This is a genomic window from Nautilia abyssi, assembly GCF_055388085.1.
In genome coordinates, this window is the sequence record NZ_AP042376.1 from 493,081 (window position 1) to 519,350 (window position 26,270).

Below are 26,270 nucleotides of genomic sequence, written 5' to 3' on the forward strand. Positions count from 1 at the left end.
GTTTAATTACCGAATTCTTTTTCTATTTCTTTATCAAGTTCTTTTTGCGCTTTATCCGCTTGAATCTGCTGCCATAAAGCTTCCTGGTTATGTAATGATGACTTGATTACCTCTTTTGCTTTTTGTGCGTTTAAAGGAACTCCTACAAGCACATATAATGTTTTGTCAGGTGCAATCCACATATTAAGCTGTTTAGAGCCTATAAGAGTCTGTTTTGCCAACTGTTTTGAAACATACTGTGTCGCTTTCTCAACAGAATCTGTATTTGCCCCGGTAGTCGCCATGTAATTTTTGAACATGTTTTTAACTTTAATCTGAAGCTGTTTTGCTATTTCGTCTCTTGCTATAGCCATAGCTTCGCTTCTTTGAAAACTGAATCCCAACGGGGTCGGTTTAGCGCTTCCGACTGCTGTTACGTAATCTTTAATATCTCCGCCCGTGCATACCCATTTAGGAGCTTCCGTGTTTTGAATCACACATTCGCCGCTGACCTGCGGGGTTGTGGGTTTAGGAGCTTCTTTTGAGGAACAGCCGAGAAAAAGTAAAGCAATACCAGTAGCTAAAATTATTTTTTTCATCCTAAATCCTTTTTGTGAAAATTATAACACAATTATCTAATATAAACTTTGAGTTTAAGAACGGTTGATATTAAATACATATAATGTTCAAAACTTTGAAGGATTATTATGAAAGTATTAAAATATGCCGTTTTGACAGTAATTGCAGCAGGAGCCGGACTGCTGTTTTATAAAAAGGTTTATATTCCGAAACATACATTTAAAACGACAACCGTTCAAAAAGCGGATATGAAAGTTAAAATCGAAGGCGTAGGAAACGTCGGAAGCGAAAACATATATAAAGTAAGCGCTGTTTTCGGCGGCAGGGTTAACGATTTTAATATTTCGGTAGGTGAGTATGTAAATAAAAACCAGCTGATAGCAAAAATCGACAGTGTTGATTTGAACAAACAGATTCAGTCCATTAAAGAAAACATAAAAGTAATTAAAGCAAACATACAAAGCTTAAAAGCCGATAAAGAATCTTCTTATAAAGACTATCTGTATCAGGAAGACGTACTCAAAAAAAACAGAAAGCTTTATCAAAAAAAAGCGATTTCCGAGCTTGAATATAGAAAATATCTTACAAACAGAGATGTTGCCAAGCTTAAAGTGAGTTCGATCGGACAAAAAATAGTATCGCTTCAAAATCAGATCAAACAGTCGGAAGCGAATATAGCCGCTCTTGAAGAAAAACTTAAAAGATATACAATCAAAGCTCCGGTTAGCGGATATGTTACTAAAAAATATATATCCAATCATGATGTGATCGGCAATTCCCAACCTATAATAGATGTTGTTTCTCCAAAAGATGTTTGGGTTGATACTTTTATCGATACCAGAATCAGCGGCGGAGTTAAAATAAACGACAAAGCGTTTATTCATCTCCGTTCAGGAAAAAATCTTAAAGGATACGTCTATAAAATAAATCCGGTAAATAATGCCGTTACAAACGAAAGGGAAATATTTGTAAAATTCAACAAGACTCCCGTTCCGTTTTATCTTAACGAGCAGGCGATCGTAAATATTAAAACGGCAGATCTTAAAAATATGAATACAATTCCGGCAAAAGCCATTGCGTTTTATTCTCAAAAAGAGGGCGTATGGATTCTTAAAAACGGAAAAGCTCATTTTATTCCCGTTAAAATATTAGCCCGTTCAGGGAATAAAGTTGCGATTGATAAAGGCGATATAACGGTTATTATTCCGGATCCGAAAAAGAAAACGTTAAAAGAAGGGATGAAAATATATAATGATTAATCTTGCTTTTAAAGACATAAGCCATTCTTTTTCCAAGTTTATAATTACGGCTATGAGTGTCGGGATTCTTCTTGGAATCGTAATCGTAATGATCGGCCTTTACAGAGGGATGATATATGACGCAAAGGCTTTGACGAATGATTTAGATGTGGATATCTGGGTTGTCCAGCAGGATACGCTCGGCCCTTTTGCGGAAACTTCAAAAATACATGAAGATTTAAAGAACAGAATTTCTTATCAGGAAGGTATCAAGTCCGCTGAAGCCATAACATTTCAAAACGTTCAAATGTCAAACAGATACGGAAGTTTTAAGGCTATGATAGTGGGATATGATCCGTTTGGAAAAATATCCGCCGTAAATCCTGAAAAACTTATTGCCGGAAGAACTCTTAATAAAGAGCATTACGAAATAGTTGTCAGTGACAAAACTCATTATAAACTGGGCGAAAAAATAAAACTCGGAAGGGATTATTATACGGTTGTGGGTATTACGAAAGACACCGTCTCAAACGGAGGGGACTATCTTGTGTTTGTCAGTCTCAAAGACGCTCAGATACTTCAGTTTACATATACCAACGAAAGAATAAGAAGCGATGAGAAACGCGGTATAAAAGGCACAAACCCTCATCTTGTGAATGCGATAATAGCTAAAGTAAAACAGGGGTACGATCCAAAAGAAGTAGCCAAAAGAATAGAGGAAAACACCCACAAATCCGTATATACCACTCCGCAGGAGCTTGTTTTGCTGCTTCAGAGGGTAATAAAAAAGTCCTCAAAACAGATAGGTACTTTTACGGTTATTCTGATAGTAGTATCCGTGGTTATTATAGCGCTTATTATTTATACGATGACGCTTGAAAAAATGAAAGAACTTTCAATTATGAAATTAATAGGGATACCAAATTCAACCATAGCTTCGATGATTATTCAAGAAACGGTTATTTTGGGAGTTTTGGCTTTTATTTCCGGAAATATTTTTGCGCATATGATAAGCGGACGGTTTCCGAAAAGAATTGTTTTGCTTTGGAGCGATTCGTTTATGCTGTTTGTAATTATTCTGATATTTTCGATTTTCGCGTCTTTCTTCGGGATTTACAAAGTTATGAAAACAGACCCAACGCAGGCGATAGGAGGATAATGTGTCAGTTGCGATTAAAGTAGAAAAACTGGTTAAAAAATTCGGACAGGGAAGCAGTGAGGTAGTTGTAATAGACGGAGCGGAATTTACACTTAATAAAGGTGAATTCGCAGCTCTTGTTGCTCCAAGCGGTGCCGGGAAAACGACGCTTCTTATGATGCTCGGATGTGTGCTTGAGCCTACAAGCGGAATGATTCAAATAGGCGATGAAATCGTATATAACAATAAATGGCTTATTAAAGACGACAGGAAACTTAGAAGAAGCAAACTGGGGTTTATTTTTCAGGCGCATTATCTTATACCGTTTTTGAATGTCGAAGAGAATGTAAGTCTTTTGCCTTATCAAAACGGAGAGCCGAAAAACGTGGTAAAGCCGAGAGTCGAAAAACTGCTGGATTACCTGGATATTTTAGAAAAAATAAAATCAATGCCGAGTGAACTCAGCGGAGGACAGAACCAGAGGGTTGCCATAGCAAGAGCGCTTGCAAATAACCCGGATATTATCCTCGCAGACGAACCTACCGCGGCGCTTGATAAAGTAATGGCTCAAAATGTCGTAAAACTTCTTAAACAGATAACGAGAGAGCATAACGTATCGATTATTATGGTTACGCACGACGAAAGCCTTTTACCATACTGCGATAAGGTGTTGAGTATAGAAGATAAAAAGATAGTGGTAAAAGAGCAATTAAAAGAGCATATTATTTAAGGAGAAATTATGAAAAGTTTAATGAAAACGGCACTGGCGGCAGCGGTGTTTGTAACTGCGTCAAACGCGGTGGATTTAAAAGTACTGATTACCGATACATTGAAAAACAACCAAAATTTAAAAGCGGACAGATATTATCAGGAAGCAAAAAAGAAGTCTTTTCAGAGTGTCAAAAATGTTTATAATCCAAAACTTATGGGCGGTTTAAATTATAACAGGCTGGATTTGGATGTAAGAAACACGCAGGTTGTCAATACTGCTGCGGCTTTTGTCAAATTCAGCATGGACCTGTATGACGGAGGTAAAAACAGAGCTTTAAAAAACCAGAAACTGTATGAATACAAGGCCCAGAAATATCAAAATATCAGCAATGTAAATCAGACTATTTTGAATGTAGTTACTTTGTATTTCAATCTGAAAACCATTAAAGAAAATATTGAAGTTTATAAAGAAAAAGGCAGGGCGTTAAAAGCCCAGTATGAAAGAATAAAAAGCAAATACGACTTAAAAATGGCAACGCAAGAGGATGTTTTAAAATTAAAAAGCGAATATGAAGCAAACCTTTATACTATTGAAGAACTGAAATATCAGAAAATGCAGCTTATTAAAAATATAGAGCTTTACAGCGGTGTAAAAGTTTCTGATCCGCAAACGGCCACAATTCCGAATATAAATATAAAATATTCCACTACCAGCGATATTAAAGCTTTAGAAGAGAATTTAAAAGCGTCGGAAGAAAATGTCAATATTGCTAAATCTTCTAAAAAGCCTCAGCTGAAAATTGAAGATACTCTAAGTTATTACAGATACAGCGATTATAATGAAAAACTTTTAAGCGATCTGCCTGATAAACAAAATCAGCTGAATATAAGTCTGACGTTTAATATTTTCGACACTTCGACTAAATCGAAAGTCGAATCTTCAAAATATATAAAACTTGCAACTGCCAGCAGGCTTGAATTTGCAAAAAAACAGGCCAAAACCGATTTTGAACTTGCCAGACAGAAATTACTTACACAAAAAGAAAAAATAAAATCCCTGCAAAGTGCGGTGGATATGGCAAACAGCGTATATAATACAATCAAAATCAAATACGAAAACGGACTTGTGGACAATATCACTTACCTTGACGCCCTTAGCAAAAAAATATACTATATTGCACTTTACAAACAGGCTCAAAACGAACTTCAGATTATAAAAATGGAATATTACCTTAAAAGCGGTATAGATTATAAAAAGCTTTTGAGTGTTTTAAAATAAAAGGCTTTTTTATAAAGGAAGTGCCATAAAAGTAGGAGATAATTTTATTTAGTGTATTCTTCTATATAACTGTCCACTTCCTCTTTTATCCATGTAGGACTGATAACTCTCACATTTGGTATCCACATGAGAAGTTTACGGATAATTTCGTTTTCATGAGTTATTTCCAGATAAATCGTTGAAGTTCCGTCATAATTTTTAATTATTTTCTGAGTTTTGGAAATCGGAATCCTTTCAAGATATTTAGTGGCATGTTCATCTGCAAAAAGCTCGACTGTAAAAGGCTCAGCAGTAGGGTCATACCAGATGTTTACAGCTTTATCTAAATTTTTTAAGATATTTTCTTTGACTTCAAAGAATTCATCCGTAACTTCAAGATGTTTTATGCTTTTTATATGATATGCTCTGTATCTGTTTTCATGATTTAGTGCATTTACGTACCAGTATCCTTCGAAGTTTGATATTTTAAGCGGTTTAATATCCATATCGTATATTTCATTATCCATTTTGTATTTCATTTTGATAATTTTTCTGTTTTTAATGGCTTCTTCTATTTTTCTGAAAGTAAAAGGCTCTATTTTTTCAATATCGAGTTTTGAATAAAAGACGTTTTCTTCGCTTATCAGTTTGAGTTGTTTAAGCAGTGGCAAAAGCTCTTTTTCAATCCCTGCGTTTTTGGCAAGGGATTCTATAGCTTCGAAAATCATCTCTTTTTCTTCGTCAATTATATTTTCAAGATAATATTTTCGGCTTTTGCTTTTTATGTTAAACCCGGCGTTTTTTAGGTAGTGTATGTATCTTTGGGCGGAGCGTTTTGAAATTCCGTATAGGTTCTCAATATCCGTTGTGCTTAAGCTTTCACCAGCGTAAAATCTGTTTATCAAATCAAGCAGTATTGAGAGGGTCTTGGTGTATTCTTTTGCCTTCATAAGAAGCCTTTTTGATAATTGTATCAAAAACGACACAATATATTGTTTTTATTTATTATCATTGTAATATAAAAATTTAAAGGTATAAAATGACGCAAAAAGAAATGATGTTTTGGGCGATGGGTAATATCGGGGAAAAACATATTCGATTATCAGTTGATTTATGTGTTTTTAGTAAATTTGATGAAAATCAGCCAAGAATAAAACTTGCAAAGAAAACAAAAGATAACTATATTTTTTTATGCGATATTTATATTGATTCACTTAATGTTGAAGGTGACTGTAAAATCAATAGTAAAGAATTGGAAAAAGTAAAACAATGGGTAAAAGTTAATCAAAAAGTTTTACTTGATTTGTGGTATATGAATATCGACCATGTGGAAGCATTTGAAAATTTAAATATGAGTGTATTTGAAAAAGGAAATAAATGACAGGTATATTTTGGATTATAAACAATAAAATAATTGCTATAAAAATCAGTTTAAATGAAACAGATGAAATAAACGGATTTAAAGACAGCGGGATTTGTTGTTTTGAAGAATGTGAAAAAATGGGATTTGAAACCAATGAATGCGTTAAATTTCCAAGAGGCAGGGTAGTGTATGATATTTATGACAAAAGATATGATATTTTAATCTCAAAAGAGATTATTGAAAATGAATTATATCAGTCAATGATATTAAAAGAGTTTGGAATTGATGATAAATATCAGGTTACAGTCGATGAATATATCCAAAACAGCAAAGAATCTGCAATACTATTTTTTAAAATCAACGAAATAGTAAGAAAAATCGACCCTTTTGATATTGCGTGGGTTAGTTTTGATGAATATTATCCGGAAGTAAATGAAATTATTTCGAAACTTTTGGAAAAAAATGGAAATGAGTTTGAAACAGTCAAAGAAGTTTTTGATAAATGGTTTTTTGAAGATGAAACTAGAATCGAAAAATACAAAAAAATCGCCGAAGAAATCAAAAGGAAAATCAATGTTTGATTATCAAGAATTTAACGAAAAAATAAGAAATGTTTTCAGTAAAGAAGAACTAAAAGAAGTTTTAGAAAAAGCTGCCTGTTATTCGGAAGATGTTATTTATATCAATTTAGACTGCGGAGCTATTGAGATTGCCGCTGATGGGGAAGATTTTGAAATGTTTTTTATGCCAAATGATGATACTTCCGGCAGAAGTATATCCAAAAAAGAAGTGTTGGAAATAGTCAGAAAAGGCAAAAAAGTAGATTTGGTTTGTATTTGTGTTGATGAGTGAAAAATTAAATAAAATGTTACAATTAATAATTATAAAAAAAGGATGAAAAATGGGTAACTGGATAAAAGAAGCTAAAGAACATTTTGAAAAAAACGGTGGTAGAGATTATGTTAAAAATGATGAAAATGATGAAAAACTAATATCAAAATCAAAAGAGATAAATGAGAGATTAAGAAATACATTTGAAACCTTGTTAAAACAACACGAAGAAATTACCTTAAATAAACAAGGCAGTAAATGGAGTGTTCAAGGACAGTCTAAATTAAGAGAAGGTATTTGGTATAGAGCATATTATGAAAAATTCGGTAGAAATTATCCGATTGTTTTAGGTATGTATATCGGTAAAGATGGATTGAATATTTCGATTCAAATTTATAATAATGTTTTAGGCGACTTAAGTTTATCTGAAATGCTTGGAAAAATTATTGAAGAGAATGTAAAAGATAAAGGTTTAGCAAGTAAAGATAGAAACAACGAAAGTGAAAAATATAAAGATTTTGGATTTTTCGGAATTGATAAAGAAGAAGATATTAAAGATAAATTTGAAATAGTTGCAAATGTTTATAAAGAAATTGTTTATAAAATTAATGAAGATTTATTAGATAAAACTCTTGAAAAATTTAATGATTTTTTAAAAAATCCACAAGATATAAAGCATTTAAGTTTTGATAAAAATGGAGAATTTTATAAAAAGAAAATAGTGATAAAGAATAATTTAGAAAAATTCTTAAAAGAATCGACTTATAAAAATTTGGATTGGTGGGATGAAAGTATAAATTCCGCTAATATGCAAGGAAACAGAACAAATCTTATTAAAAAAATTGAAGGATTAACTTTAGATGAGGTAAAATCTTTAAGAGAAGATTATAAATTAGAAAAAATAAGAGATGTTTTTCAAAGCATTTATAATTTAGTGTATGATGAAAAGGATAATATTAAAAATGATTTATCTTTTGAAAAAATCAATGATGAAATAAAGAAAATAGATGGTATGGAAGCTACGGCAAGAGAGCTGGCTTATTATATTCAAATGGAAGAGGATAAAATACCCCTTGTAAATAATATGACAACAGATGTTATAAAACACATAGAAAAAACGACAAATATTTTAAATGGTAAAACAAATTTACAAGAAAAAATTGACATCATCAAAGATAAAATTGAAATTCCGGAAAACTTAGATTTTAAGAGTTATTATGTAATTGATCAGTTTTTTAACTTATTACATAAAATAACTTTTGAAGATGTAAGAAATGCAAAAGATTATAAGGAACTATATCAATATGCATATATATTTGCAAATTTGTTAGGTAAAGCTGATAAAAAGGGGATACAAAAAGATGAATTCATTGGTTTATTAAAACGAGGTAAAAATATAATTTTTTATGGAGCACCCGGAACCGGTAAAACTTATACCATAAGAGAAAATATAGAAAATTTAGTTAAAGACGAATATAAACAAATAACAATTACACAATTCCATCCAAGTTATGGTTATGAAGATTTTATTGAGGGTATTAAACCATCCGGAATTGAGGATAGTGGAAATATGAAATTTGAATTAAAAAACGGAGAATTTAAGGAATTTTGTATAAAAGCACAGCAAGATGAAGAACATTTTTTAAAAATGGAAAAAGAAGATTTTACTAAAGCAATTAATGAATATGGATATTTCTTTTTTGTAGATGAAATAAACAGAGCAGAATTATCAAGGGTTTTTGGAGAGTTATTATATGCGTTGGAATATAGAGGAAAAAAAGGAAAAATAAAAACACAATATTCGTATTTAAACGAGGAAGATAAATATTTTTATATACCTCAAAATTTATTTTTTATTGGAACTATGAATGATGTGGATAGGAGTATTGACAGTTTCGATTTGGCACTTAGAAGGCGATTTGTATGGGTAAAAAAAGAGTGTGATTATGAAGTATTAAAAACAATAATCAATGATAAAAATATCGACAAATATATAAAAGCTTGTAAAGAATTAAATGATTATGTGATTAATATTGATGGTTTAGGTGATAAATATCAAATAGGACATTCTTATTTTTTAGAAATAAAAAATTATATAAAAAATCAAATTACACAAACAAGTATGAATGATTTGTTTGAATATCATATTGAACCTTTATTACAAGAATATTTGAGAAGTATATATGATGAGGAAGACATCAAAGAACATATTTCCAAAATACGCAAAAATTTTAGGTTAAATAATGATAAAAACAGTTGATAATTTTCAAGGTAAAGCAAATAATGATAAAACAAAAAAACAAATTGAAAATATAGATAAAAATGAATACGTTTGTGAAATATCAAAAAACATTAAAACTGATATTCATATAACTTTAAAAGATTATATTTTAAAAAACAATACTTTTTTTTCTTTTTTTGATCAAGAAAAGAGAAGTGTAAAAAACAATGATGATGAATTAATTATTTCTATATTGAAAAAGCAAAATGAAGAATATATTGCACAAACAGGTAATTTTGTAGGAAATTTTAAATGGAACGGTGTAGATATAGAAATAAATTCGAGATTTAATAAAGTTTTTTTAAAAAGAATGTTGAATTTCGCAAATGATATTTTTATGGATAAAGTTGATGTAGCGGGAAGAGAGAGTAAAAATTTAGATATATCTAAATTTATTATTTATTATCTGTTTATACAGAAACTTGAAAAGGCTTTTTTGCTTGGACTTCCAAAAGCGTATAGAACACAAAAACACCATGAAACAAAATTAAAAGGTAAAATTGACATTAATCAGTTTTTAAAAAAAGATATTCCCTTTAGAGGTAAAATATCTTCAACAAATAGAGAACAGCTTGAAATTCATGAAATTATAGATGTATTATATAAAGCCATCGTTTTTATCAAAAAAGATAAATTCAATATAAAAAACATCTCTCACGTTATAAGCCATCTTAAACAAAACAAAAGTAATAATTACGTTTCAAATCAAACAATTAATAAAGCGATGAACTCTAAAGCTTTGTATAATCCTATTTTTGCTCCGTATAAAGAAGTTTTGAAATATGCGAAATTAATAATTAATCATAACAGTATTGATAATAAATACGGACAAGCTAATACATACGGTTTTATTATAAATATTGCTGAATTGTTTGAAATTTATATTACTAAGCTTTTAAGAAACAATTTTCCAGACTGGCAAATAGAAAGTCCAAAAATAGAGCTTTATGAAGAAAACTTTTTTACAAGAAAAATAATTCCTGATATAGTAATGATGAAAGATAATAAAGTTTTAGTTTTTGATACAAAATATAAAAGAATGCAATTTAATGGGAGAAGCGGTTTTGGATTAGGAGATGTTGACAGATGTGATTTTTTTCAAATAAATACGTATATGAGTTATTATAAAAATCAGGAATACAGTGTAATTGCAGGAGGGCTTTTATATCCTTTGGAAAAGGAATATAATAAAAAAGAATGTTTTAGCGATAACTGGCTTGGAAATAATAAAACTAAATTTATAATTGACGGTATAGAGTTGCATGAACTAGAAAAAAAAGAAAAGAAAAAAGAAATACAAGGAATTAACATAGCTAAAAAAATTAAAGAACAAGAAAAAGCATTTCTACAAAGAATAGAAGAATTAATTAGTTCAAGTTATGACACTTAAAAATAAAAATTAAATCAATTTATTATCTCAAAAAACTGCTTCAAAAGTCTATCGGATATCCGGTATCCGTTTGAAAGGGCAATATCTAAAAATTCCTCAATTTCTTTTTTGGATAAACTGCCTTTTTTGTAATTAAGATACAAAATACCTAGAAGTCCAATGATATCAATACCGAGATTTTTGGCTATTTTTCTGCCTTTTTTTTCATCAATTATAAGAGGGAGATTTTTTTCAACCGCAAGGGTAATTGCTTCGCTTTCCCCCTCATCTAAAATTCTTCTGAGGTTGCTTAAAAGTTCGTTTTCGGGAGCTTCAATAATTTCTATAAATTCCGGCAAATCAATATTATTTTTAAAGGTAACTTCTCCGTAAACTTTTTGTGGAATGAAAACTTTTTCAAAAACAGTAAGTAAATCAAGTCTTTTTAAATCGCTTAAAATTATAAGGGTTGTGCTGTCGCTTATAATCATTACAAAAACTTCTTTGCCGTTTTCAAATCGTCTTCAAAATCATAATCGATTACGTTAACACCTAATGAGGATAAAAATTTCATAGCTTCTTTTTTATTCATATTCAAAGATTTCGCAAGTTCGCTGAGTCCGATAAGAGAATTTTGATATGCATCTATTAAAAAGGAAGTTTTAAGCCCTTCGGTTATGATTTTATCATCAAACGATATGGTTATTCCTATCGGTTTGTTTCTTTTTGTGATAATTGTGTATTCTTTGTTTTCAAGCCATTTGGTTATTAATGACGGATTTTTTTGAAGTTCTCTTATTCCTATAGCTTTCATTATTTACCCTTATACTTATATTTATAAGTATTATAGCATAAAAGAGTAAATTTTCAAATACGTCACAATATAGCTTCTTAAAAGGATAAAATTTTTTAAATCCAATTAAGGAGCTCAAATGGTACTACATTCACTGCTTAATAAAATCACTACAGTTGAAAGTTTTTATAAACATCCTAAAAACATAAAAGAAATAGACTTTTTGCAAAAAGAATTTGAGCTTGAATATAAAGAAGCCGTGCTTTTTAGCGTGATACTGAAATTATATTTTGAGAGGAAAAGATTCAGAGGACTTGACGTTGAAGATTTGATGGAATCGCTCAATATCGATGCCGCTTCAAAAGAACATATTGAACTTATAAAACTTTTAAAACATCTTGCTAAAAAAGATGTGATAGTTTTGCAGGACGGAAAAAGATTCAGAGATGATATAAACATAGATGAGAATGTTTTAAATATACTACTTGAAAACAAAAACGAGATGGATGAGATTGATTATAACGATTTGCACAGTGTTTTGGATTATTTGGATAAGCTGTTTGAAAGAAGAGACAACGACACCGTATCGTTAACGAAGTTTTTTAAACTTATTAGAACTGTTATCCAAAGATCAAAGGATTTCAGTTTTTTAACAAAATACAGCAATGATGAGCTTGCACTGTTTTTTAAAGTATTGCTTGAAGAAGTGCAGGGTAAAAGCGGAATTTACGCTTCTACAATTGCCGAAGATATATATGACAGCGTATCCCAAATTTCAAAATTTATGCAAAAGATTTATCAAAACGAATTTTCTATTATGAAAGATAAAATAATTGAAATAAAAGAAGACGGAAGATTTATAAACGATCCGGAAATGGAGGTAAATAAGACTTTTTATTTTAAATTTTTTAAAGTAAAAAAACAGAAAAAAGAATTTACTTCCGCTTTAGTAAAATATTTACCTTATAAAAAAATAAACCAGACTATATTTTTGGATGAAAATATTAAAAAAGACATAGATTTAATAGCCAAAACAATTGATAAGAAAAATTATAAAAATATTACAAAAGAACTTAAACAATACAACCTCTCAAGCGGAATTGTCGCACTTTTTTACGGATATCCGGGAACAGGTAAAACCGCTACGGCTTATTACTTATCAAGAGTATCAAAAAGAGATGTTTTACAGGTAGATATTTCAAACATAAGAGATAAATACGTAGGTGAGAGTGAGAAAAGATTAAAAGCCATATTCAAAGAATATGAAAGAGCAAAAGAAGAATTAAAACACGAGCCTATTTTACTCTTTAACGAAGCGGATTCACTTATAGGGAAAAGAATGAATACCTCAAATAGCGTGGATGTTATGAATAACGCAATGCAAAATATCCTACTTGAAGAACTGGAAAAGTTTGAAGGTATTTTTATAGCAACTACGAATCTGATTGAAAATATGGACGATGCGTTTAACAGAAGATTTTTATACAAAATTGAATATAAAAAGCCTTCACTAAAAGCGAGAAAAAACATATGGCTTAGTAGATTGCCTCAAAGTACTGAATTTATAAATAAAATAATCCATTACGAACTGACAGGTGGACAGATTGAGAATGTCGCAAGAAAAGCACTGCTTGATTCTATTCTTAATCAAAAAGAGATAAAAGTAATAGATATTAAAATTCTTATTGAAGAGGAAGTTGGGTTTAAATCTGAAAATAGTATGAATTTAGGGTTTAAAATATAAAAATTTGAAATTTTGAAAAACGACACAATAAGTTCTAATAAACTTGTTATAATTTAAATGAAAAATAAAAAGGAGAAAGCGATGAATATAAACGGAAGAATGAAAGTTAAAACTTTAAAAGAACAATTTAAGAATGAGTTTGGTTTAACTCTTAGAGTATATGATGGAAGGCAATTTGCAAACGATGATTCAACATTAGCTTCAATAAGAAAAACAGAAACAAAAGGTGGGGAATTAACGGTTAGAAAAAATATGAAAGTTGGAAATTTTGAAAATAAATTTTTTGAAGATTTTGGTATAAAAGTTCAAGTTGCTGGTAGTGATAATAGCTATTTGGCTAATAATGATTTAACTTTAGCAAAAGCTTTAGAAGCAGATGAAAAAAAATTAGAAAAAAAAACAAATAAGTCTAAAATAGATATAAGCAAACAAGAGAATTGTAAAGAAATTAATTTAGATGAGGATAATTCTGAAGCAAAACTTATAGTAATAGAATTTGATATTGAAGAAGATGAAGAAGATACGAAAAGATATAGTCATGGAGCTATTATAAAAAAATTAAATGAAAAAGAGTATCTTGTTGTTGAACTACCAAAAGATACGGAGTCTGAAGGGTGTGGCTATAAACTGAATACTGAATATGTATATATAAATTTAGATAAAAATGCTGCAATAAGAAGTGATGTTCCTGATTGTCCGAGGTCAATAGAAATAATTAATGATGATTATTTAGAATATTTAGATGAAGTTATTGATTGTTGCGAAGCAAGTGATGAGTATATTGAATTAGTAGAATTTTATACTAAATGTGAAGATGATTTCATTGAATTAAGAGAAGAATTATATGAGTGCTTTTTTGAAGAAGAAGATGATGAAGATGTAATTTGTCCACATAATTACATTGTAGCTGGTGCTGAATGCGATGATAATATATGCACATATTTAGATGGAGATAAAGATAAGATTGATAATAAAATTATAGAATTGATATTTTAGATATTAGATGAATAAGTTTACAATAAAAAAATCGTTCGCTATAAGTGCGGGGGCCGGAAGCGGTAAGACTTATACGCTTTCAAGAAGATACATTAATGCATATTTAGGATTTGATTTTTTTGTGTCAAAGAATGAAAAAAGGGAAGTCGAATTTAAGGATAAAGATAAATTTGCCGCCGAAATTGATGAAGTAGTAACTATGACTTTCACTAATGCGGCGGCGAGTGAAATGAAAGAGAGAATTTTCTCTCTTATGAAAAGCATAGTTTCGGTAATTGAAGGAAATGAAAAAGAAAAAAAGAAAAATCAATTAGAGTTTATCGATAGCCTGAGCGATAATGAAAAAAACTACATAAAATCAAGACTGAAAGAGGGACTTACCCAAATAAACAATGCGATAATCACTACGATTCACGGTTTTTCATTAATGATGATAAAAAGGTATGCGGATTATCTGAAAATCAATATCGAAGATATTATTGACGAGCTTGAACAGGAAGAGCTGTTTTTAAAAAGTTTTAATGAATCTTTAAAAGAAAACAAAGAGCTTATTGCGGAAGTTTTGGAAGATTTGTCTCTTTATAAAATAACCACTTACAGTAAAAAATATGTTTTTAACACTAAATTTAAAGAGGGTATTGATAATTTTGAAGATATTAAAGACTTACATAAACTTTATATTGATTTACATAAAAACAACACAAAGAAGAAATTAAAAAAACAAGAATATATGGATTATATTGATGAGCTTGCGAGCGGAAATAATATTACGTTTTTACAATATCTTAAATCTATTAATATTAAAAGCAAAGATTTTTTTGATGAAAACGAAAAAGAAATTGCAGACAAAATCACTAAAAAATTAAGAAAAGATATTGAACCTATTAGCGGAGAATACGAACAGAAATTTTTAACTCACATAAATAATCTCAAAAAATTTCTTCAAAGTGTATATGACAACTATCATAAAAATTTAGGCAATAAACTTGATTTTAATAAAATAATTCAAAACCTCCACAAACTGCTTGAAGTTAAGGAGATTAAATTCAAATACGTTATGGTTGACGAGTTTCAGGATAGTAATTCAACGCAGTATGAAATAGCTAAAAAAATAGCGGATAATCTTTTTATAGTAGGAGATGAAAAACAGGCTATTTATTCGTTTCAAGGCGGTGAGATAGAAGTGTTTAAAAAGGCTAAAAGAGATATAGAAACAGTAGAGGAATTAAACGAAAACAGAAGAAGCGATAAAAATATAATAGAGTTTGTAAATAATAGATTTGAGAAAATTTTAAAAAAAGAGAAACTGCCAATTGATAACGATTTTAGCGCTGAATATCAATCTCTTAAATCGGTAAGCGATAATGAAGGAGAAATAGCGGTATTATATAGCGATTTTGATAAAAAAGAAGATAAAAATCAAAAAGAAGCGGAAAATATCGCTAAATTAATAGGTATGATAGTAAAAGGTGAAATTTATCCTCACATAAAAGAAGAGTATATTGATAAAGGCAAAAAAGCGATTGGAGTGATATATGATTCAAAAACGCACATGCATTATTTGAAAACAGAACTCGAAAAATTAGGAATACCCGCAAAAATTAACGGAGTCGAAGAGTTTTGGGAAGAAGATGAGATTAAAGACATAATGTCTGTTATTAAGGTAAGAAGCTTTATTTTTAAAAATAAACTAAGTAAAACGGATAAATTTTACGTAACGGGAGCGTTAAACGGCAAAATTTATAACAAAACGGATAAAGAAATTAAAGATATTTTAGAAGATGAGGAAAAAATAAAAGAGATATTTGAATTTGACGAAGAAGTCCTTCATAAGTTTATAAGAAAAGTTTTTATAAAAAGCGGAGCGTATAAAAGATACGAAAATTCAAACGCCGCTAAAGCGAACGTGGAAGAGTTGATAAGGGAAGTTATAAATTTAGAGGAAAAGTACGATTACAATGAAAAAGCGATAATCGAAATATTAGAAAATAATTTTTTAAACGCAGATAAAAGAATTGCCGGGTATGAGAGTGATATAGCAAATTCAATTGAGCTCTCTTCAATTCATTATACCAAAGGATTAGAGTATCCGATTATTATATTAGCTCAAGCTCATAAAAACTTAACGCCTAAAAGGGAAGACGGCGTTATAGATACTAAGTATTCGGAAAATCAGGAAACAAAACATTTAATAGGATTTAAAATAGACGACTATAAACCGCTTGCGTATAGAGTGGCGGACTATATAGATAGGCTTAAATTTTACGAGGAGAAAAAAAGGCTGCTTTACGTGGCTCTTACTAGAGCTAAACACAATATCGTTATTTCCACGATAAAAAACCCTCCGGAAAAGAGCTACGCATCATGGCTTGAAGTGGATAAATTAAAAGAAATAGAGTTAAAAGACGTAGCGGTAGAAAAGAAAGAAGAGGAAATTTTAGTTGATTTTTACGAAGGTGAATTTGTAGAAAAGATTAATATTCCGCTATTTAGCGAAAAGTTAAATTTAGGAAGCGCCGTGCATAAAATAATAGAGCTGTATCATGATGATTTAAATGATGAGAAAATAAAAAAAATATGCGACGTCTACGCCGTTGAGTATAGTGAAGTGAATAAAATGATTGAAAGTTTTAAACAAAGTAAGGTATTTGACGAATTAAAAAAAGCTAAAGCAAAAGAGTTTGAGTGGGATTTTGAGGATGAGGAAGGTTATGGAAGAGTGGATTTATGGTATGAGATTGACGGAGTGTGTAAGATTGTGGATTTTAAAACGGGACAAAAGAGCGATTATTCAAAACAGCTTGATAGGTATAAAAGAGCTTTAAAAAATAAAGGATACGATAACGTTGAGACTGAATTGCTTTATTTAGGAGAAAATAATGATTAGTTATTCTAAATTAAGGGGAAGAATATTTAATAAAAAAGCAAAAACTTTAAGCTCGTTAATAGACGATTTTCATCAAAAACATTCGTTAAAAAGGGAAGTTTCGTTTTTAGAGTCAAAATTTATTATTCAAAACATCATAAATAATCTAAACTTAAAACATTTTGATTATTTAAAAGAGTTTGACGAAATAACTTCATTTTTGATAGAAGTAAAAAGAAACGAAGTTGATATTGATAAACTTGAATTTGAAGCGGATAAAAAAAACGAGCTAAAAGTAATATTAAACGATTATAATGAGTTTTTGAAAAATAAAAATTTAGCGGATATGGCGGATATAGAGAAGTTTGTGCTTGAAAATATTGACGAAAAACATGAAGTTGACGAGTTTGAAAAAGGTAATATTCATTTTTTCGATTCAAAACTGCAAAAGAAAATATTTGAAAAAATAAAAGATAAAACTTTAAACGAAACGCTGTCAGATAGCAACACGGAAATGAAAACTCTTGAATGTTTTGACGAGTTTGATGAAGCTGTTAAAGTGTTTAAACTTATAAAAGAGCTGTTAAATAACGGAGAAAAAATCGAAAATATAAAAATATTCGCAACCGATATAGACAAATATTTCAAAATATTCGAAACACTCGCTTACGAATACAAAATACCCGTGTATTCTACGAAAGGAATCGAAATCAAGCGATATAAAAGAGGCAGAAATTACGCAAAACAAAAAGCGGCGCACCTTAAAAAGAAGCTTCAAAATTTAGGAATTGAAATAAGCGAAAAAGAAATAGAAAAAGACATCTTAAACGAGAGATTTTTAATAAAAAACGGAATCGAGATAACCGAAACGAATCAGGTGTTTGTATATGATAACGTAAAGTATCTGTTTTTAGTAGGAGCAAACATTGAGAATTTTCCTCCAAGCAGAAGCAAAAACGTCTTTTTCGTAAAAGATTATGAAAAGCTGTTTTATAAAAACAATCTGTATGAAAGCTCGATAGAGATAGTGGATAGAATGAGAAAAATCGCTCAAAACATTATCGCAACTCATCACGCAAATACGTTAAGTGTTTTATTAGAAGAAAATCCTTTAAATAAAACATTTAAATTTAACTCAATAAGAGAAAAAGTATCTAACTCATACGAAAAAGTGCCGCATGATTTGAAAAAATGCAGTGTCTCGCAAATAAACACTTACACTAAATGTCCTAAACAATATTTTTTTAAGTATGTGTTACACTTAAAAGCTCCACAGGGAGAGACGGAAGAACTTGACGCAATGCTTAAAGGAAGAATTATGCACAAAGCCTTTGAAATTGCGGTAAAAGAAAATATTTTTGATATCGGCACTTTAATACAAAAAGCGTATGAAGACGAGGAGATTAAAAAAGAGCTTACAGGGAGCGTATATGAAGAGCTTTATAAAGTGAGTTTGAAAAAAATATTGAAAAATTTTATACAATATATACAACAAATAGATTTGTCCAACTCGAAAGTTGAGTATAAAATATTTCTTAATGAAAATTTAGAATTGATTGACGAAGAGAATTATCAGCATAACGATATGGAAAATTATTTTTTCAAAGGCGTGATTGACAGGCTTGATATTAACGAAGAAGTAGAAATTGTGGATTATAAATCGTCAGACAGCAAGAAAAAAAGCGATTTTCAAATTAAAGAAGGCAAAATTAAAGACATTCAGTTAGGGTTATATACCTATTGGGCTAAACATAAATTTAACAAACCCGTAAACGCAAAACTAGTTACCTTTAAAAAAGAGATTAAAGAGTTTGTTAAAATGAAAGAGTGCGATAAAGAAAGAGGATATATTTGTTATAATCCCGAATATGAAGAGATACTTAAAAATCAAATTCAAGAGATAGTTACTAAAATAAAAAATGGAGAGTTTGATTATATCGACAATCCCGATTGTGAGTATTGCGAGTTTGAGAAAATTTGTAGGAAAACTAAAAATAATTAATGTTCTTATAGAAGTATAAAAAAACTAGTATATCATCAAATTGTAAAATTTGATATAATGATAAAAAAAGGATAATAATGTGTTGCGTAAATCTTTCAGAGGCGGTTGAAATAGCTTCAAAATTAGTTAATAAAAAAATTACGCAATCAAATATAATGTATTTAATTCAATATGGGATAATAGATAAAATTAATAAAGATAATACTATATATTTAGATAAGAACCAGCTTTTAAATTATTTTGAAAAACAAAAATTAAAAGAGATTGAATATAAAAAAAAACTTGGTGATGAAATAAATTGGTATTTGTCTTTTGATAATTATAAAGAAAGTGAAACCACAAAACATGTTCATAGACTTCATCCGTATAAGGGTAAATTTATTCCTCAATTAGTTGAATATTTTTTAGATACTCATACTGATAATTTTAAAAAAGAAATTTATTTTAATAAAGGAGATATAGTATTAGATCCTTTTTGTGGAAGTGGAACAACTCTTATTCAAGCTAATGAACTTGGTATTCATGCAATAGGGATAGATGTGTCTCCTTTTAATTCGTTTATTACTAATACAAAATTGTCAAAAATAGATATTAAATTATTAGAAAAAGAACTTATAAAAATTAATAATGAGCTTGATAATTTTATTAAAAATAATAATAATGTTGATTTTGAAAAAGAACTTATAAAAGTGTTAAATGAATTTAATAACATATTTTTTCCAGGCCCTGAATTTAAAAAAATGGTTAGGAATAAAGAAATTGACGATAAAGTTTATGGTAAAGAAAAAGAACAAGAATTTTTAGAAATATATAAAAGATTGCTAAATAAATATAAAATTGAAATTAATAAAGAAAGTAATACTAATCGATTTTTAGATAAATGGTATATAACTCCAGTTAAAAATGAAATATATTTTGTGTTTAACTTAATTAAACAAATAAAAAATGAAGAATTAAAAAATATATTATTTTTAATATTAAGTCGAACTATTAGAAGTTGTAGAGCTACTACTCATTCAGATTTAGCGACATTAAAGGAACCACAGTTTACACCATATTATTGTAAAAAACATTATAAAATTTGTAAACCATTATTTACTATAAAAAGCTGGTTTAATAGATATTCAAAAGATACTATTAAAAGGTTAAAAGAGTTTGAAAGTTTACGAACAGATGTGTTTAGTTATTGCATAGTTGGAGATAGTAGAAATATTGATATATTTGAAAATATAAAAGATGAAAAATTTAAAAATTTACTAAAAAGAAAAAAAATAAGAGGTATTTTTAGCTCACCGCCATATGTGGGACTTATTAACTATCATGAACAGCACGAATATGCATATGAACTTTTTGGTTTCGAAAGACAAGATGAACTTGAAATAGGACCTTTATATAAAGGTAAAGGTGAAAAAGCAAGAAAAGAATATGTGGATGGTATTAGTCAAGTATTGATAAATATGAAAAAATATTTAGTAGATGATTTTAATATTTTTTTAGTTGCTAATGATAAATTTAATTTATATCCAATAATCGCTAAAAAAGCAGGATTAAAAATTGTTAATGAATTTAAAAGACCTGTATTAAATAGAGTTGAAAAAGATAGAAATCCTTATAGTGAGAGTATTTTTCATATGAAAAGTGAGTAAAATGGAAATATACAATAAGCTTGAAAAAATAAAACAACATTTAGAAAAACTACATTTAACTTTTATGGAGAAAAATAATTATACAGATAAACATGATTATATGTTATATAAATATAACTATTGTAAATTTGATAAGTTAACAAAGAAAGTATTAAAATATAAAAAAATTAATTCGAATATAATTAATTTAAATTTTAGTGATGAGATTTATCATCAAGTAGATAGACAAATGAAATTAGCAGATATTATTGAATATATATTTTTTTCAAGAGGAATTTATATAATTTTTCAAAATAACACTTTTAAACAAGAAAGAATTAAAGATTATTTAGAATTGATTTTAAGATTTGTTAATTTATTAATGCAATATGAAGTTTTAACTGTTGATAGTAAATTAAGAAAGAAGTTGTTGGAAAGTTTGAAAGAAATAATAAAAGATGATATTGGTTTTAATAAATTAAAAGAATGGGAAGAAGAGGTTGGACTACCATCTCAAGATAAAAACGCTCCGTCAGAATATTTTGATTCTTTGTTGCCAAAAACTGCTGGTGGTTTATGGCATGAAATGTTGGTTTTTGCTTTTATTTTAAAATATGATATTGGATATATTTTTCCTTTACTATTAATTCAAAAACCAATTTCTTTAACAAACAAATTATCACCTCCTGATTTAATTATATTACATAAAAATACATATAGATATTATGGTATTGAAATAGGTAATTTAAAAGAAAGACAATCAGGTGGGTTCATGGCTCCAAGTGGAATACCTGTAATTCCTATTGATACGCTAAATGCAAGAATATCAGACAGATGTCCAATATGTAAAAAATGGATTGGAATATGTGATAAAGTAATAGAAGATTTTTGTAATTTAGGGAATTTAAAAGTGCAAAATGAGATTAGATGTCTTGTGGATTGTAACAAATATTCATTAGATGATAAAATTAATGGGAAATGCCCATATATGAAATTTAAATATAATGGTAAAATTAGAGGTAAAAATTTTTCTTTTGCAGATAATAAACATCATCATTATAGATGTTGTATAAATAAAGGTGAAGATATTATTAATACAATAAAATCTATGGAATATTATGATGATTTAAAAAAAATTAATGAATTATTGCAAAAAAATAATTTAACAGAAGATGAAACAGAATTTATTAATGAAAATTATGAGAAATTAAAAAGAAAATTTAATTTTTTAAAAACTCACTCAGTTTATTATTCTGAGCTTATCAAATTAAAGGAAATGAATGATGGATAATAAAATAAAAGAAAAAATTGCTTTTGAAGTAATAAAAACTTTAATTTCAAGATTTGATAGTTTTCCAGATGATACAACTATAAATAGAAATGCACCATTTCATGAAGCTTTTTTAAATGCTTTTAAAGATAAATTAGAAGAAAAAGTTAGTGATATTCCTTTTATGATAAGTTTGAGTAGTTGGTTGCATGGATTAAATACAACATTAGGACAATCATTTTTTGAAAATGTTGCGCATATTTTAAGTGATGGAGAAAAAAGAAAGTTTAAAGATTGTAAATATTTTGAGGATCAAGAAAGAATAATAAACGATATAATAACAGATCTAAAAAATGAAAATAAAAAACCAAATTTAGAAGAAGAAAATAAGTCAATTTTCTCTATAAAAAAAGGAAAACTAAAAAAAGCTCCTACTTTTACTGCTGATGTTGTTATTATAGAAAATGATTATATTGAAGCTATTGAATTAAAATCTGTTCGCCCTAATGCTGGAGAAATGCGAGGAGAAAAACGAAAAATTCTTTATGCGAAAGCCTGTTTAAAACAAAAATATCCAAATAAAGAAATTAGATACTTTATTGGTTTTCCATTTGATCCTTTAAGGGATAAACCTACAGAATATAACAAACAAAAATTTATGAAACATTTAATTGAATTTGAAAAATATTTTGACAAAAAAGAAGTTTTATTAGCAGAAGAATTATGGAATAGATTAAGTGGTGGTATATCAAACACAATGGAAGAAATTTTAGAAATAATAAATCAAATAGCTAAACCTAATTTTTTAGAAAATTATATGTTTATAAATGATCCTGAAAATTTTGAAAAAGATAAGGAAAAATATTCAGAAATTTTAGAACAATGGTTTCTATTTGATGAATTAGAAATTTTTAAAAATTATTATAAACTTCAAGAAAAAAATCCTCGTTTAATAAATCAAGAACTATTTAAAAGCGGGAAATATAACCAAAAACGTTTAAAACTTTTATATTTACTAGATTCAAATTAATTATATCATAAAATTATAAAGAATTTTAATATTTATATTGGGATAGTAAACAATCCAAAGCCTCAATCGGCTTCGATTTTAATTTTACTTTTGCCTTGATTTTTAGAAATAACGATTTTTTTAGGTATTATCTCTTTTAGTGTATTGACGTGGGAGATGATGCCTATCATTTTTTCGTTTTGAATTTGCATAAGCATATCGAGCGTTTTTGAAAGTGTTGATTCGTCTAATGTTCCGAATCCTTCGTCTAAAAACATAACACCGATATGTTTTTGGGTGCTTATTAAATCGCTAAATCCAAGTGCAAGAGAGAGTGACACTAAAAACGTTTCACCGCCGCTTAATGTGTTTATCGCTCTTTTTTCATTGCCGTAATAGGTATCGATTATTTCAAACTCGAATGCGTTTTTACTAAATTCTTTTTTTGATATTAAATATCTTCCATCAGTTAAATTTTGTAATTTTTCGTTTGTTATTTTTAATAAAGTATCAAGCATATATGAGATTACTATTTTTTCAAGTTTATCTCCGTCTTTACTTCCGAATTTCTCATTTAGAATTTTTAAAAGTTCATGTTCTTTTATTAGATTTTTAATATCTTCATTAATCTTTTTTTTATTATTTTCAAGTTTGTTTTTTTGTGCTTTTTTTTCTTCTAGTCTGCCTAATTCTTTATTTATTGTTTCTATTGATTTTTGAATTGTTTTTATGTTTTCTTCCTCCTTTAAGTCGATGTTGATTTGTTGGATTTTATTTACAATTTCTTTTATTACTTTTTCTAATTCCTGTTTGTTCTCTTTTAAAGAGACTAATTTTCCTTTTTTGGTTGATAGTTTAGGAAAGTTTTTTATTTGTTCAAGCTCATTATCAATATTGTTGTAATCGATGCCGTAATTTTTTAACTCTTTTATGTGTTCTTTGATTTTTTGAAAATTATCAGTATTAAAAGAAGATAATTTATTTTTAAGCTTTTCAAGCTCTTTTATGTTTTTTAGAGTTTCTTCCATTTTCTTTGACGATAAAGAAGTTTTTTCTAAATTATGAACAATATTGCCGCATAATGGACAAGGCTCTCCTTCTTTTAACAAATCGCCGTATTCTTCATGCAGTTTGGCTTTTCTAATTTCTTTTTCATCGATGTTTTGATTGTTGATTTTGCTTTTTAAATTTTCTATTTCATTTTTTATGTTTTCATACTCTTTTTCAGTGTTTTTTAAATTTTCTATTTCATTTTTTAAATTTATAATTGTTTGCAAATTATCGTGTAATTTTTCATATTTTTCATAGTTACTTTCTTTTAATTCTTTGTCGATATTAGCTATTTCTTGTTCAATTTGTGTTAATTTATTTTTTTTGTCTTTTTTTTCTTCTATAATTTTCGCTAATTCAAGTTTTGTTTCTAATTTGGATTTTTCATTTTCTTTATTTTTTATTTCACTATCAATATTTTTATATTCGTTTAATTCATCTTCAATTTTTTCTTTTTCTTTTTCTTTTGTTTTTAAATTTGATGTTATCGTTTGAAACTCCTCATAAATTTTTTGTGATATTTTTCTATAATCTTCTCCGTTAAATATTTTACTTAATATTTGATATTTTTCTTTGTCGTTACCTTTTAAAAAAGCGTCAAAAGCGCCTTGAGCCAACATTATTGTTTTTGAGAATTGTTTAAAATCTAAAGAAAGCAACTCTTCGATTTTTTTATCTGATACGTTGTATTTGTCTTTAACTTTTTTTAATAAATTTTTTTTAGCACCTTTACCGCTTTTTATTGACCATTCAGCTTTGTATTCTTCATCGTATAATTTAAAATAAAGCGTGCTTTTAGCCTCGTTTTTTTCAGAGTTGATAAGCTTTTCTTTGCTGTCGTTTTTATTGATTCTAGGAGTTTCTCCATATAACGCTAACGATATAGCGTCTAAGATAGTGGTTTTTCCGCTTCCCGTAGGTCCGGTTATTAAAAAAAGCGAATTTTCAAATTTTGAAAAATCTATTTCAACCATTCCTTCGAACGAATTGAGGTTTTCTATTATTAATTTTTCAATTATCATTACTTTCTCCTTGTAAAGCTTCTTGTTTAATTTCGTTAAATTTATTTATTAAATTTTCCTTATCGTTATCATAGTCTGATAAATGGGATTCAAGAATTTTGTTTATAATATTCTCAAATCCTTCACTCTCATTTATTTGTAATTGTTGCTCGTTTTGTTCGTTAGTTTTTATTGCTATTCTCGTTATTACGTATTTTTCAGGTTCGATAATGTTTTTAATTTCATTATATTCATCAATATTTTTAACTTCTATATCTACAAAAGGTTTAATTTCATCTTTGTTATTAGATAACTTTTCTAAAATGTTTTTTTTGTTTTTTTCATTTGCTTTAATTCTTATAAATTTTCTAAAAGAGGGTATTTCTTTTGCATCAATTTTTAATTTGTTATTTTCAATGTTAACGATTATTATTTTTTTCTCATCGGGTTCCGAGAAGGAGAGTTTTAAAGGCGAACCCGAGTAATAGATATTTTCTTTTTCTTTGATTTTAGAATGTTTATGTATATGTCCCAAAGCAACGTAGTCGTAACCGTCAAAAACGTCGGATGGAATGGAATCAATATTTCCTATGTTGTATTCTATTCTCTCATTTGCTTCTCTATTTACTTCATAAACTGTAAAATGTCCTGTTGTGATTATTTTTTTATTATTTAATTTTTTTGCTTCTTTTAGTAGATTTTGATAAAAGTTTTTTAATTTTTCATAAAAACTCTCACCTTCAAACGAATATACGATAGATTCTCTTAAAAAAGGAACAGCGACTAATATAAAGTCGTCAAATTCTATTATTTTATGCGTATTGTCAATACCGCCGCTAATTATTTCTATCCCTAAAGCGTTTAATAAACTTTTTGCACTATTAAGTGTATGAGGACTGTCGTGATTTCCGCCGGTTATTATAACTTTCGTTTTATTTCTTAAATCATTCAAAAAGTCATAATAAAAAGATAAGGCTTTATTAGAAGGGAAATGGACGTCAAAAATATCTCCTGAAATTAAGAAAACGTCTATTTTTTCTTTTTCTATAGTATGTAAAAACCAATTTTTTAATTTATTAAACTCATCATATCTGCTTTGTCCGTAAAATTCCTGACCAATATGTAAATCCGAAGTATGCAGTATTTTCATTTTTTCTCCTTTTTATA

General features: G+C 28.3%; 22 protein-coding genes. 16 read left to right on the forward strand and 6 right to left on the reverse strand.

Annotated elements, in window-relative coordinates; genetic code table 11:
* Positions 1-2 precede the first annotated feature (2 nt).
* Complete coding sequence (locus tag ACZ5EP_RS02470; protein ID WP_127680487.1) at positions 3-578, reverse strand: LPP20 family lipoprotein; 576 nt, start codon at positions 576-578, stop codon at positions 3-5.
* Positions 579-686: 108 nt separating this feature from the next.
* Between ACZ5EP_RS02470 and ACZ5EP_RS02475 the strand changes: the two genes are divergently transcribed.
* From ACZ5EP_RS02475 to ACZ5EP_RS02490, 4 genes are read left to right on the forward strand one after another with little or no spacing between them, the layout of a single operon-like run.
* Positions 687-1,817 (forward strand): efflux RND transporter periplasmic adaptor subunit, encoded by a 1,131-nt coding sequence (locus ACZ5EP_RS02475; RefSeq protein ID WP_464509295.1) that lies wholly within the window; start codon positions 687-689, stop codon positions 1,815-1,817.
* Entirely contained in the window at positions 1,810-2,955 is a 1,146-nt protein-coding gene (locus ACZ5EP_RS02480; RefSeq protein ID WP_464509296.1) for an ABC transporter permease, read from the forward strand. The genes ACZ5EP_RS02475 and ACZ5EP_RS02480 overlap by 8 nt, the downstream gene beginning before the upstream one ends.
* Before the next feature lies 1 nt (position 2,956).
* A complete protein-coding gene (locus ACZ5EP_RS02485) occupies positions 2,957-3,664 on the forward strand; it encodes an ABC transporter ATP-binding protein (RefSeq protein WP_464509297.1) in 708 nt (235 codons plus the stop codon).
* A gap of 9 nt (positions 3,665-3,673) precedes the next feature.
* Positions 3,674-4,924: a TolC family protein gene (locus ACZ5EP_RS02490; RefSeq protein ID WP_464509298.1), complete on the forward strand. Its 1,251-nt coding sequence runs from the start codon at positions 3,674-3,676 to the stop codon at positions 4,922-4,924.
* Between the two features lie 44 nt (positions 4,925-4,968).
* Here the strand turns inward: ACZ5EP_RS02490 and ACZ5EP_RS02495 are convergent, their stop codons facing one another.
* A complete protein-coding gene (locus ACZ5EP_RS02495; protein WP_464509299.1) occupies positions 4,969-5,853 on the reverse strand; it encodes a helix-turn-helix transcriptional regulator in 885 nt (294 codons plus the stop codon).
* Positions 5,854-5,942: 89 nt separating this feature from the next.
* Here ACZ5EP_RS02495 and ACZ5EP_RS02500 point away from each other — a divergent pair, with 89 nt between their 5' ends.
* The 5 genes from ACZ5EP_RS02500 to ACZ5EP_RS02520 are packed head-to-tail and all read left to right on the forward strand — an operon-like array spanning position 5,943 to position 10,768.
* A complete protein-coding gene (locus tag ACZ5EP_RS02500; protein ID WP_464509300.1) occupies positions 5,943-6,284 on the forward strand; it encodes a hypothetical protein in 342 nt (113 codons plus the stop codon).
* Complete coding sequence (locus tag ACZ5EP_RS02505) at positions 6,281-6,847, forward strand: hypothetical protein (RefSeq protein WP_464509301.1); 567 nt, start codon at positions 6,281-6,283, stop codon at positions 6,845-6,847. The genes ACZ5EP_RS02500 and ACZ5EP_RS02505 overlap by 4 nt, the downstream gene beginning before the upstream one ends.
* The gene (locus ACZ5EP_RS02510) at positions 6,840-7,118 is read left to right on the forward strand and encodes a hypothetical protein (RefSeq protein WP_464509302.1); all 279 of its coding nucleotides are present in this window, start codon (positions 6,840-6,842) and stop codon (positions 7,116-7,118) included. The genes ACZ5EP_RS02505 and ACZ5EP_RS02510 overlap by 8 nt, the downstream gene beginning before the upstream one ends.
* Positions 7,119-7,167: 49 nt before the next feature.
* The gene (locus ACZ5EP_RS02515; protein ID WP_464509303.1) at positions 7,168-9,357 is read left to right on the forward strand and encodes an McrB family protein; all 2,190 of its coding nucleotides are present in this window, start codon (positions 7,168-7,170) and stop codon (positions 9,355-9,357) included.
* A complete protein-coding gene (locus tag ACZ5EP_RS02520; protein WP_464509304.1) occupies positions 9,341-10,768 on the forward strand; it encodes a 5-methylcytosine restriction system specificity protein McrC in 1,428 nt (475 codons plus the stop codon). Before ACZ5EP_RS02515 ends, ACZ5EP_RS02520 begins: the two co-directional genes overlap by 17 nt.
* Positions 10,769-10,782: 14 nt before the next feature.
* On the opposite strand, the gene ACZ5EP_RS02525 is transcribed toward ACZ5EP_RS02520, so the two are convergent.
* Both ACZ5EP_RS02525 and ACZ5EP_RS02530 read right to left on the reverse strand, forming a co-directional pair.
* A complete protein-coding gene (locus ACZ5EP_RS02525) occupies positions 10,783-11,238 on the reverse strand; it encodes a PIN domain-containing protein (protein ID WP_464509305.1) in 456 nt (151 codons plus the stop codon).
* Positions 11,238-11,561, reverse strand: a complete 324-nt coding sequence (locus ACZ5EP_RS02530) for a UPF0175 family protein (protein WP_464509306.1) — start codon at positions 11,559-11,561, stop codon at positions 11,238-11,240. Before ACZ5EP_RS02530 ends, ACZ5EP_RS02525 begins: the two co-directional genes overlap by 1 nt.
* Positions 11,562-11,679: 118 nt before the next feature.
* Between ACZ5EP_RS02530 and ACZ5EP_RS02535 the strand changes: the two genes are divergently transcribed.
* From ACZ5EP_RS02535 to ACZ5EP_RS02565, 7 genes are all read left to right on the forward strand, one after another.
* Positions 11,680-13,284: an ATP-binding protein gene (locus ACZ5EP_RS02535; protein WP_464509307.1), complete on the forward strand. Its 1,605-nt coding sequence runs from the start codon at positions 11,680-11,682 to the stop codon at positions 13,282-13,284.
* 81 nt (positions 13,285-13,365) lie between these two features.
* Positions 13,366-14,280, forward strand: a complete 915-nt coding sequence (locus tag ACZ5EP_RS02540; protein ID WP_464509308.1) for a hypothetical protein — start codon at positions 13,366-13,368, stop codon at positions 14,278-14,280.
* 7 nt (positions 14,281-14,287) lie between these two features.
* Positions 14,288-17,167 (forward strand): UvrD-helicase domain-containing protein, encoded by a 2,880-nt coding sequence (locus ACZ5EP_RS02545; RefSeq protein WP_464509309.1) that lies wholly within the window; start codon positions 14,288-14,290, stop codon positions 17,165-17,167.
* The gene (locus ACZ5EP_RS02550; protein ID WP_464509310.1) at positions 17,160-19,148 is read left to right on the forward strand and encodes a RecB family exonuclease; all 1,989 of its coding nucleotides are present in this window, start codon (positions 17,160-17,162) and stop codon (positions 19,146-19,148) included. Before ACZ5EP_RS02545 ends, ACZ5EP_RS02550 begins: the two co-directional genes overlap by 8 nt.
* A gap of 77 nt (positions 19,149-19,225) precedes the next feature.
* Positions 19,226-20,794 (forward strand): DNA methyltransferase, encoded by a 1,569-nt coding sequence (locus ACZ5EP_RS02555; protein ID WP_464509311.1) that lies wholly within the window; start codon positions 19,226-19,228, stop codon positions 20,792-20,794.
* Between the two features lies 1 nt (position 20,795).
* Positions 20,796-22,064 carry a hypothetical protein gene (locus ACZ5EP_RS02560; RefSeq protein WP_464509312.1) on the forward strand — a complete coding sequence of 423 codons (1,269 nt, stop codon included), beginning with the start codon at positions 20,796-20,798 and terminating at the stop codon, positions 22,062-22,064.
* Entirely contained in the window at positions 22,054-23,073 is a 1,020-nt protein-coding gene (locus tag ACZ5EP_RS02565; protein ID WP_464509313.1) for a TdeIII family type II restriction endonuclease, read from the forward strand. Before ACZ5EP_RS02560 ends, ACZ5EP_RS02565 begins: the two co-directional genes overlap by 11 nt.
* Before the next feature lie 62 nt (positions 23,074-23,135).
* Here the strand turns inward: ACZ5EP_RS02565 and ACZ5EP_RS02570 are convergent, their stop codons facing one another.
* Complete coding sequence (locus ACZ5EP_RS02570) at positions 23,136-25,124, reverse strand: AAA family ATPase (protein ID WP_464509314.1); 1,989 nt, start codon at positions 25,122-25,124, stop codon at positions 23,136-23,138.
* Entirely contained in the window at positions 25,114-26,253 is a 1,140-nt protein-coding gene (locus ACZ5EP_RS02575) for a metallophosphoesterase family protein (RefSeq protein ID WP_464509315.1), read from the reverse strand. The genes ACZ5EP_RS02570 and ACZ5EP_RS02575 overlap by 11 nt, the downstream gene beginning before the upstream one ends.
* Positions 26,254-26,270 lie beyond the last annotated feature (17 nt).

What these genes read in the sequence shown, in the direction of transcription:
- ACZ5EP_RS02550 (WP_464509310.1), top strand. Translation starts at nt 17,160, where the DNA reads ATGATTAGTTATTCTAAATTAAGGGGAAGAATATTTAATAAAAAAGCA.
- ACZ5EP_RS02545 (WP_464509309.1), top strand. Translation starts at nt 14,288, where the DNA reads ATGAATAAGTTTACAATAAAAAAATCGTTCGCTATAAGTGCGGGGGCC.
- ACZ5EP_RS02535 (WP_464509307.1), top strand. Translation starts at nt 11,680, where the DNA reads ATGGTACTACATTCACTGCTTAATAAAATCACTACAGTTGAAAGTTTT.
- ACZ5EP_RS02560 (WP_464509312.1), top strand. Translation starts at nt 20,796, where the DNA reads ATGGAAATATACAATAAGCTTGAAAAAATAAAACAACATTTAGAAAAA.
- ACZ5EP_RS02540 (WP_464509308.1), top strand. Translation starts at nt 13,366, where the DNA reads ATGAATATAAACGGAAGAATGAAAGTTAAAACTTTAAAAGAACAATTT.
- ACZ5EP_RS02575 (WP_464509315.1), bottom strand. Translation starts at nt 26,253, where the DNA reads ATGAAAATACTGCATACTTCGGATTTACATATTGGTCAGGAATTTTAC.
- ACZ5EP_RS02515 (WP_464509303.1), top strand. Translation starts at nt 7,168, where the DNA reads ATGGGTAACTGGATAAAAGAAGCTAAAGAACATTTTGAAAAAAACGGT.
- ACZ5EP_RS02495 (WP_464509299.1), bottom strand. Translation starts at nt 5,853, where the DNA reads ATGAAGGCAAAAGAATACACCAAGACCCTCTCAATACTGCTTGATTTG.
- ACZ5EP_RS02520 (WP_464509304.1), top strand. Translation starts at nt 9,341, where the DNA reads ATGATAAAAACAGTTGATAATTTTCAAGGTAAAGCAAATAATGATAAA.
- ACZ5EP_RS02490 (WP_464509298.1), top strand. Translation starts at nt 3,674, where the DNA reads ATGAAAAGTTTAATGAAAACGGCACTGGCGGCAGCGGTGTTTGTAACT.
- ACZ5EP_RS02480 (WP_464509296.1), top strand. Translation starts at nt 1,810, where the DNA reads ATGATTAATCTTGCTTTTAAAGACATAAGCCATTCTTTTTCCAAGTTT.
- ACZ5EP_RS02510 (WP_464509302.1), top strand. Translation starts at nt 6,840, where the DNA reads ATGTTTGATTATCAAGAATTTAACGAAAAAATAAGAAATGTTTTCAGT.
- ACZ5EP_RS02555 (WP_464509311.1), top strand. Translation starts at nt 19,226, where the DNA reads ATGTGTTGCGTAAATCTTTCAGAGGCGGTTGAAATAGCTTCAAAATTA.
- ACZ5EP_RS02470 (WP_127680487.1), bottom strand. Translation starts at nt 578, where the DNA reads ATGAAAAAAATAATTTTAGCTACTGGTATTGCTTTACTTTTTCTCGGC.
- ACZ5EP_RS02570 (WP_464509314.1), bottom strand. Translation starts at nt 25,124, where the DNA reads ATGATAATTGAAAAATTAATAATAGAAAACCTCAATTCGTTCGAAGGA.
- ACZ5EP_RS02475 (WP_464509295.1), top strand. Translation starts at nt 687, where the DNA reads ATGAAAGTATTAAAATATGCCGTTTTGACAGTAATTGCAGCAGGAGCC.
- ACZ5EP_RS02525 (WP_464509305.1), bottom strand. Translation starts at nt 11,238, where the DNA reads ATGATTATAAGCGACAGCACAACCCTTATAATTTTAAGCGATTTAAAA.
- ACZ5EP_RS02505 (WP_464509301.1), top strand. Translation starts at nt 6,281, where the DNA reads ATGACAGGTATATTTTGGATTATAAACAATAAAATAATTGCTATAAAA.
- ACZ5EP_RS02530 (WP_464509306.1), bottom strand. Translation starts at nt 11,561, where the DNA reads ATGAAAGCTATAGGAATAAGAGAACTTCAAAAAAATCCGTCATTAATA.
- ACZ5EP_RS02565 (WP_464509313.1), top strand. Translation starts at nt 22,054, where the DNA reads ATGATGGATAATAAAATAAAAGAAAAAATTGCTTTTGAAGTAATAAAA.
- ACZ5EP_RS02500 (WP_464509300.1), top strand. Translation starts at nt 5,943, where the DNA reads ATGACGCAAAAAGAAATGATGTTTTGGGCGATGGGTAATATCGGGGAA.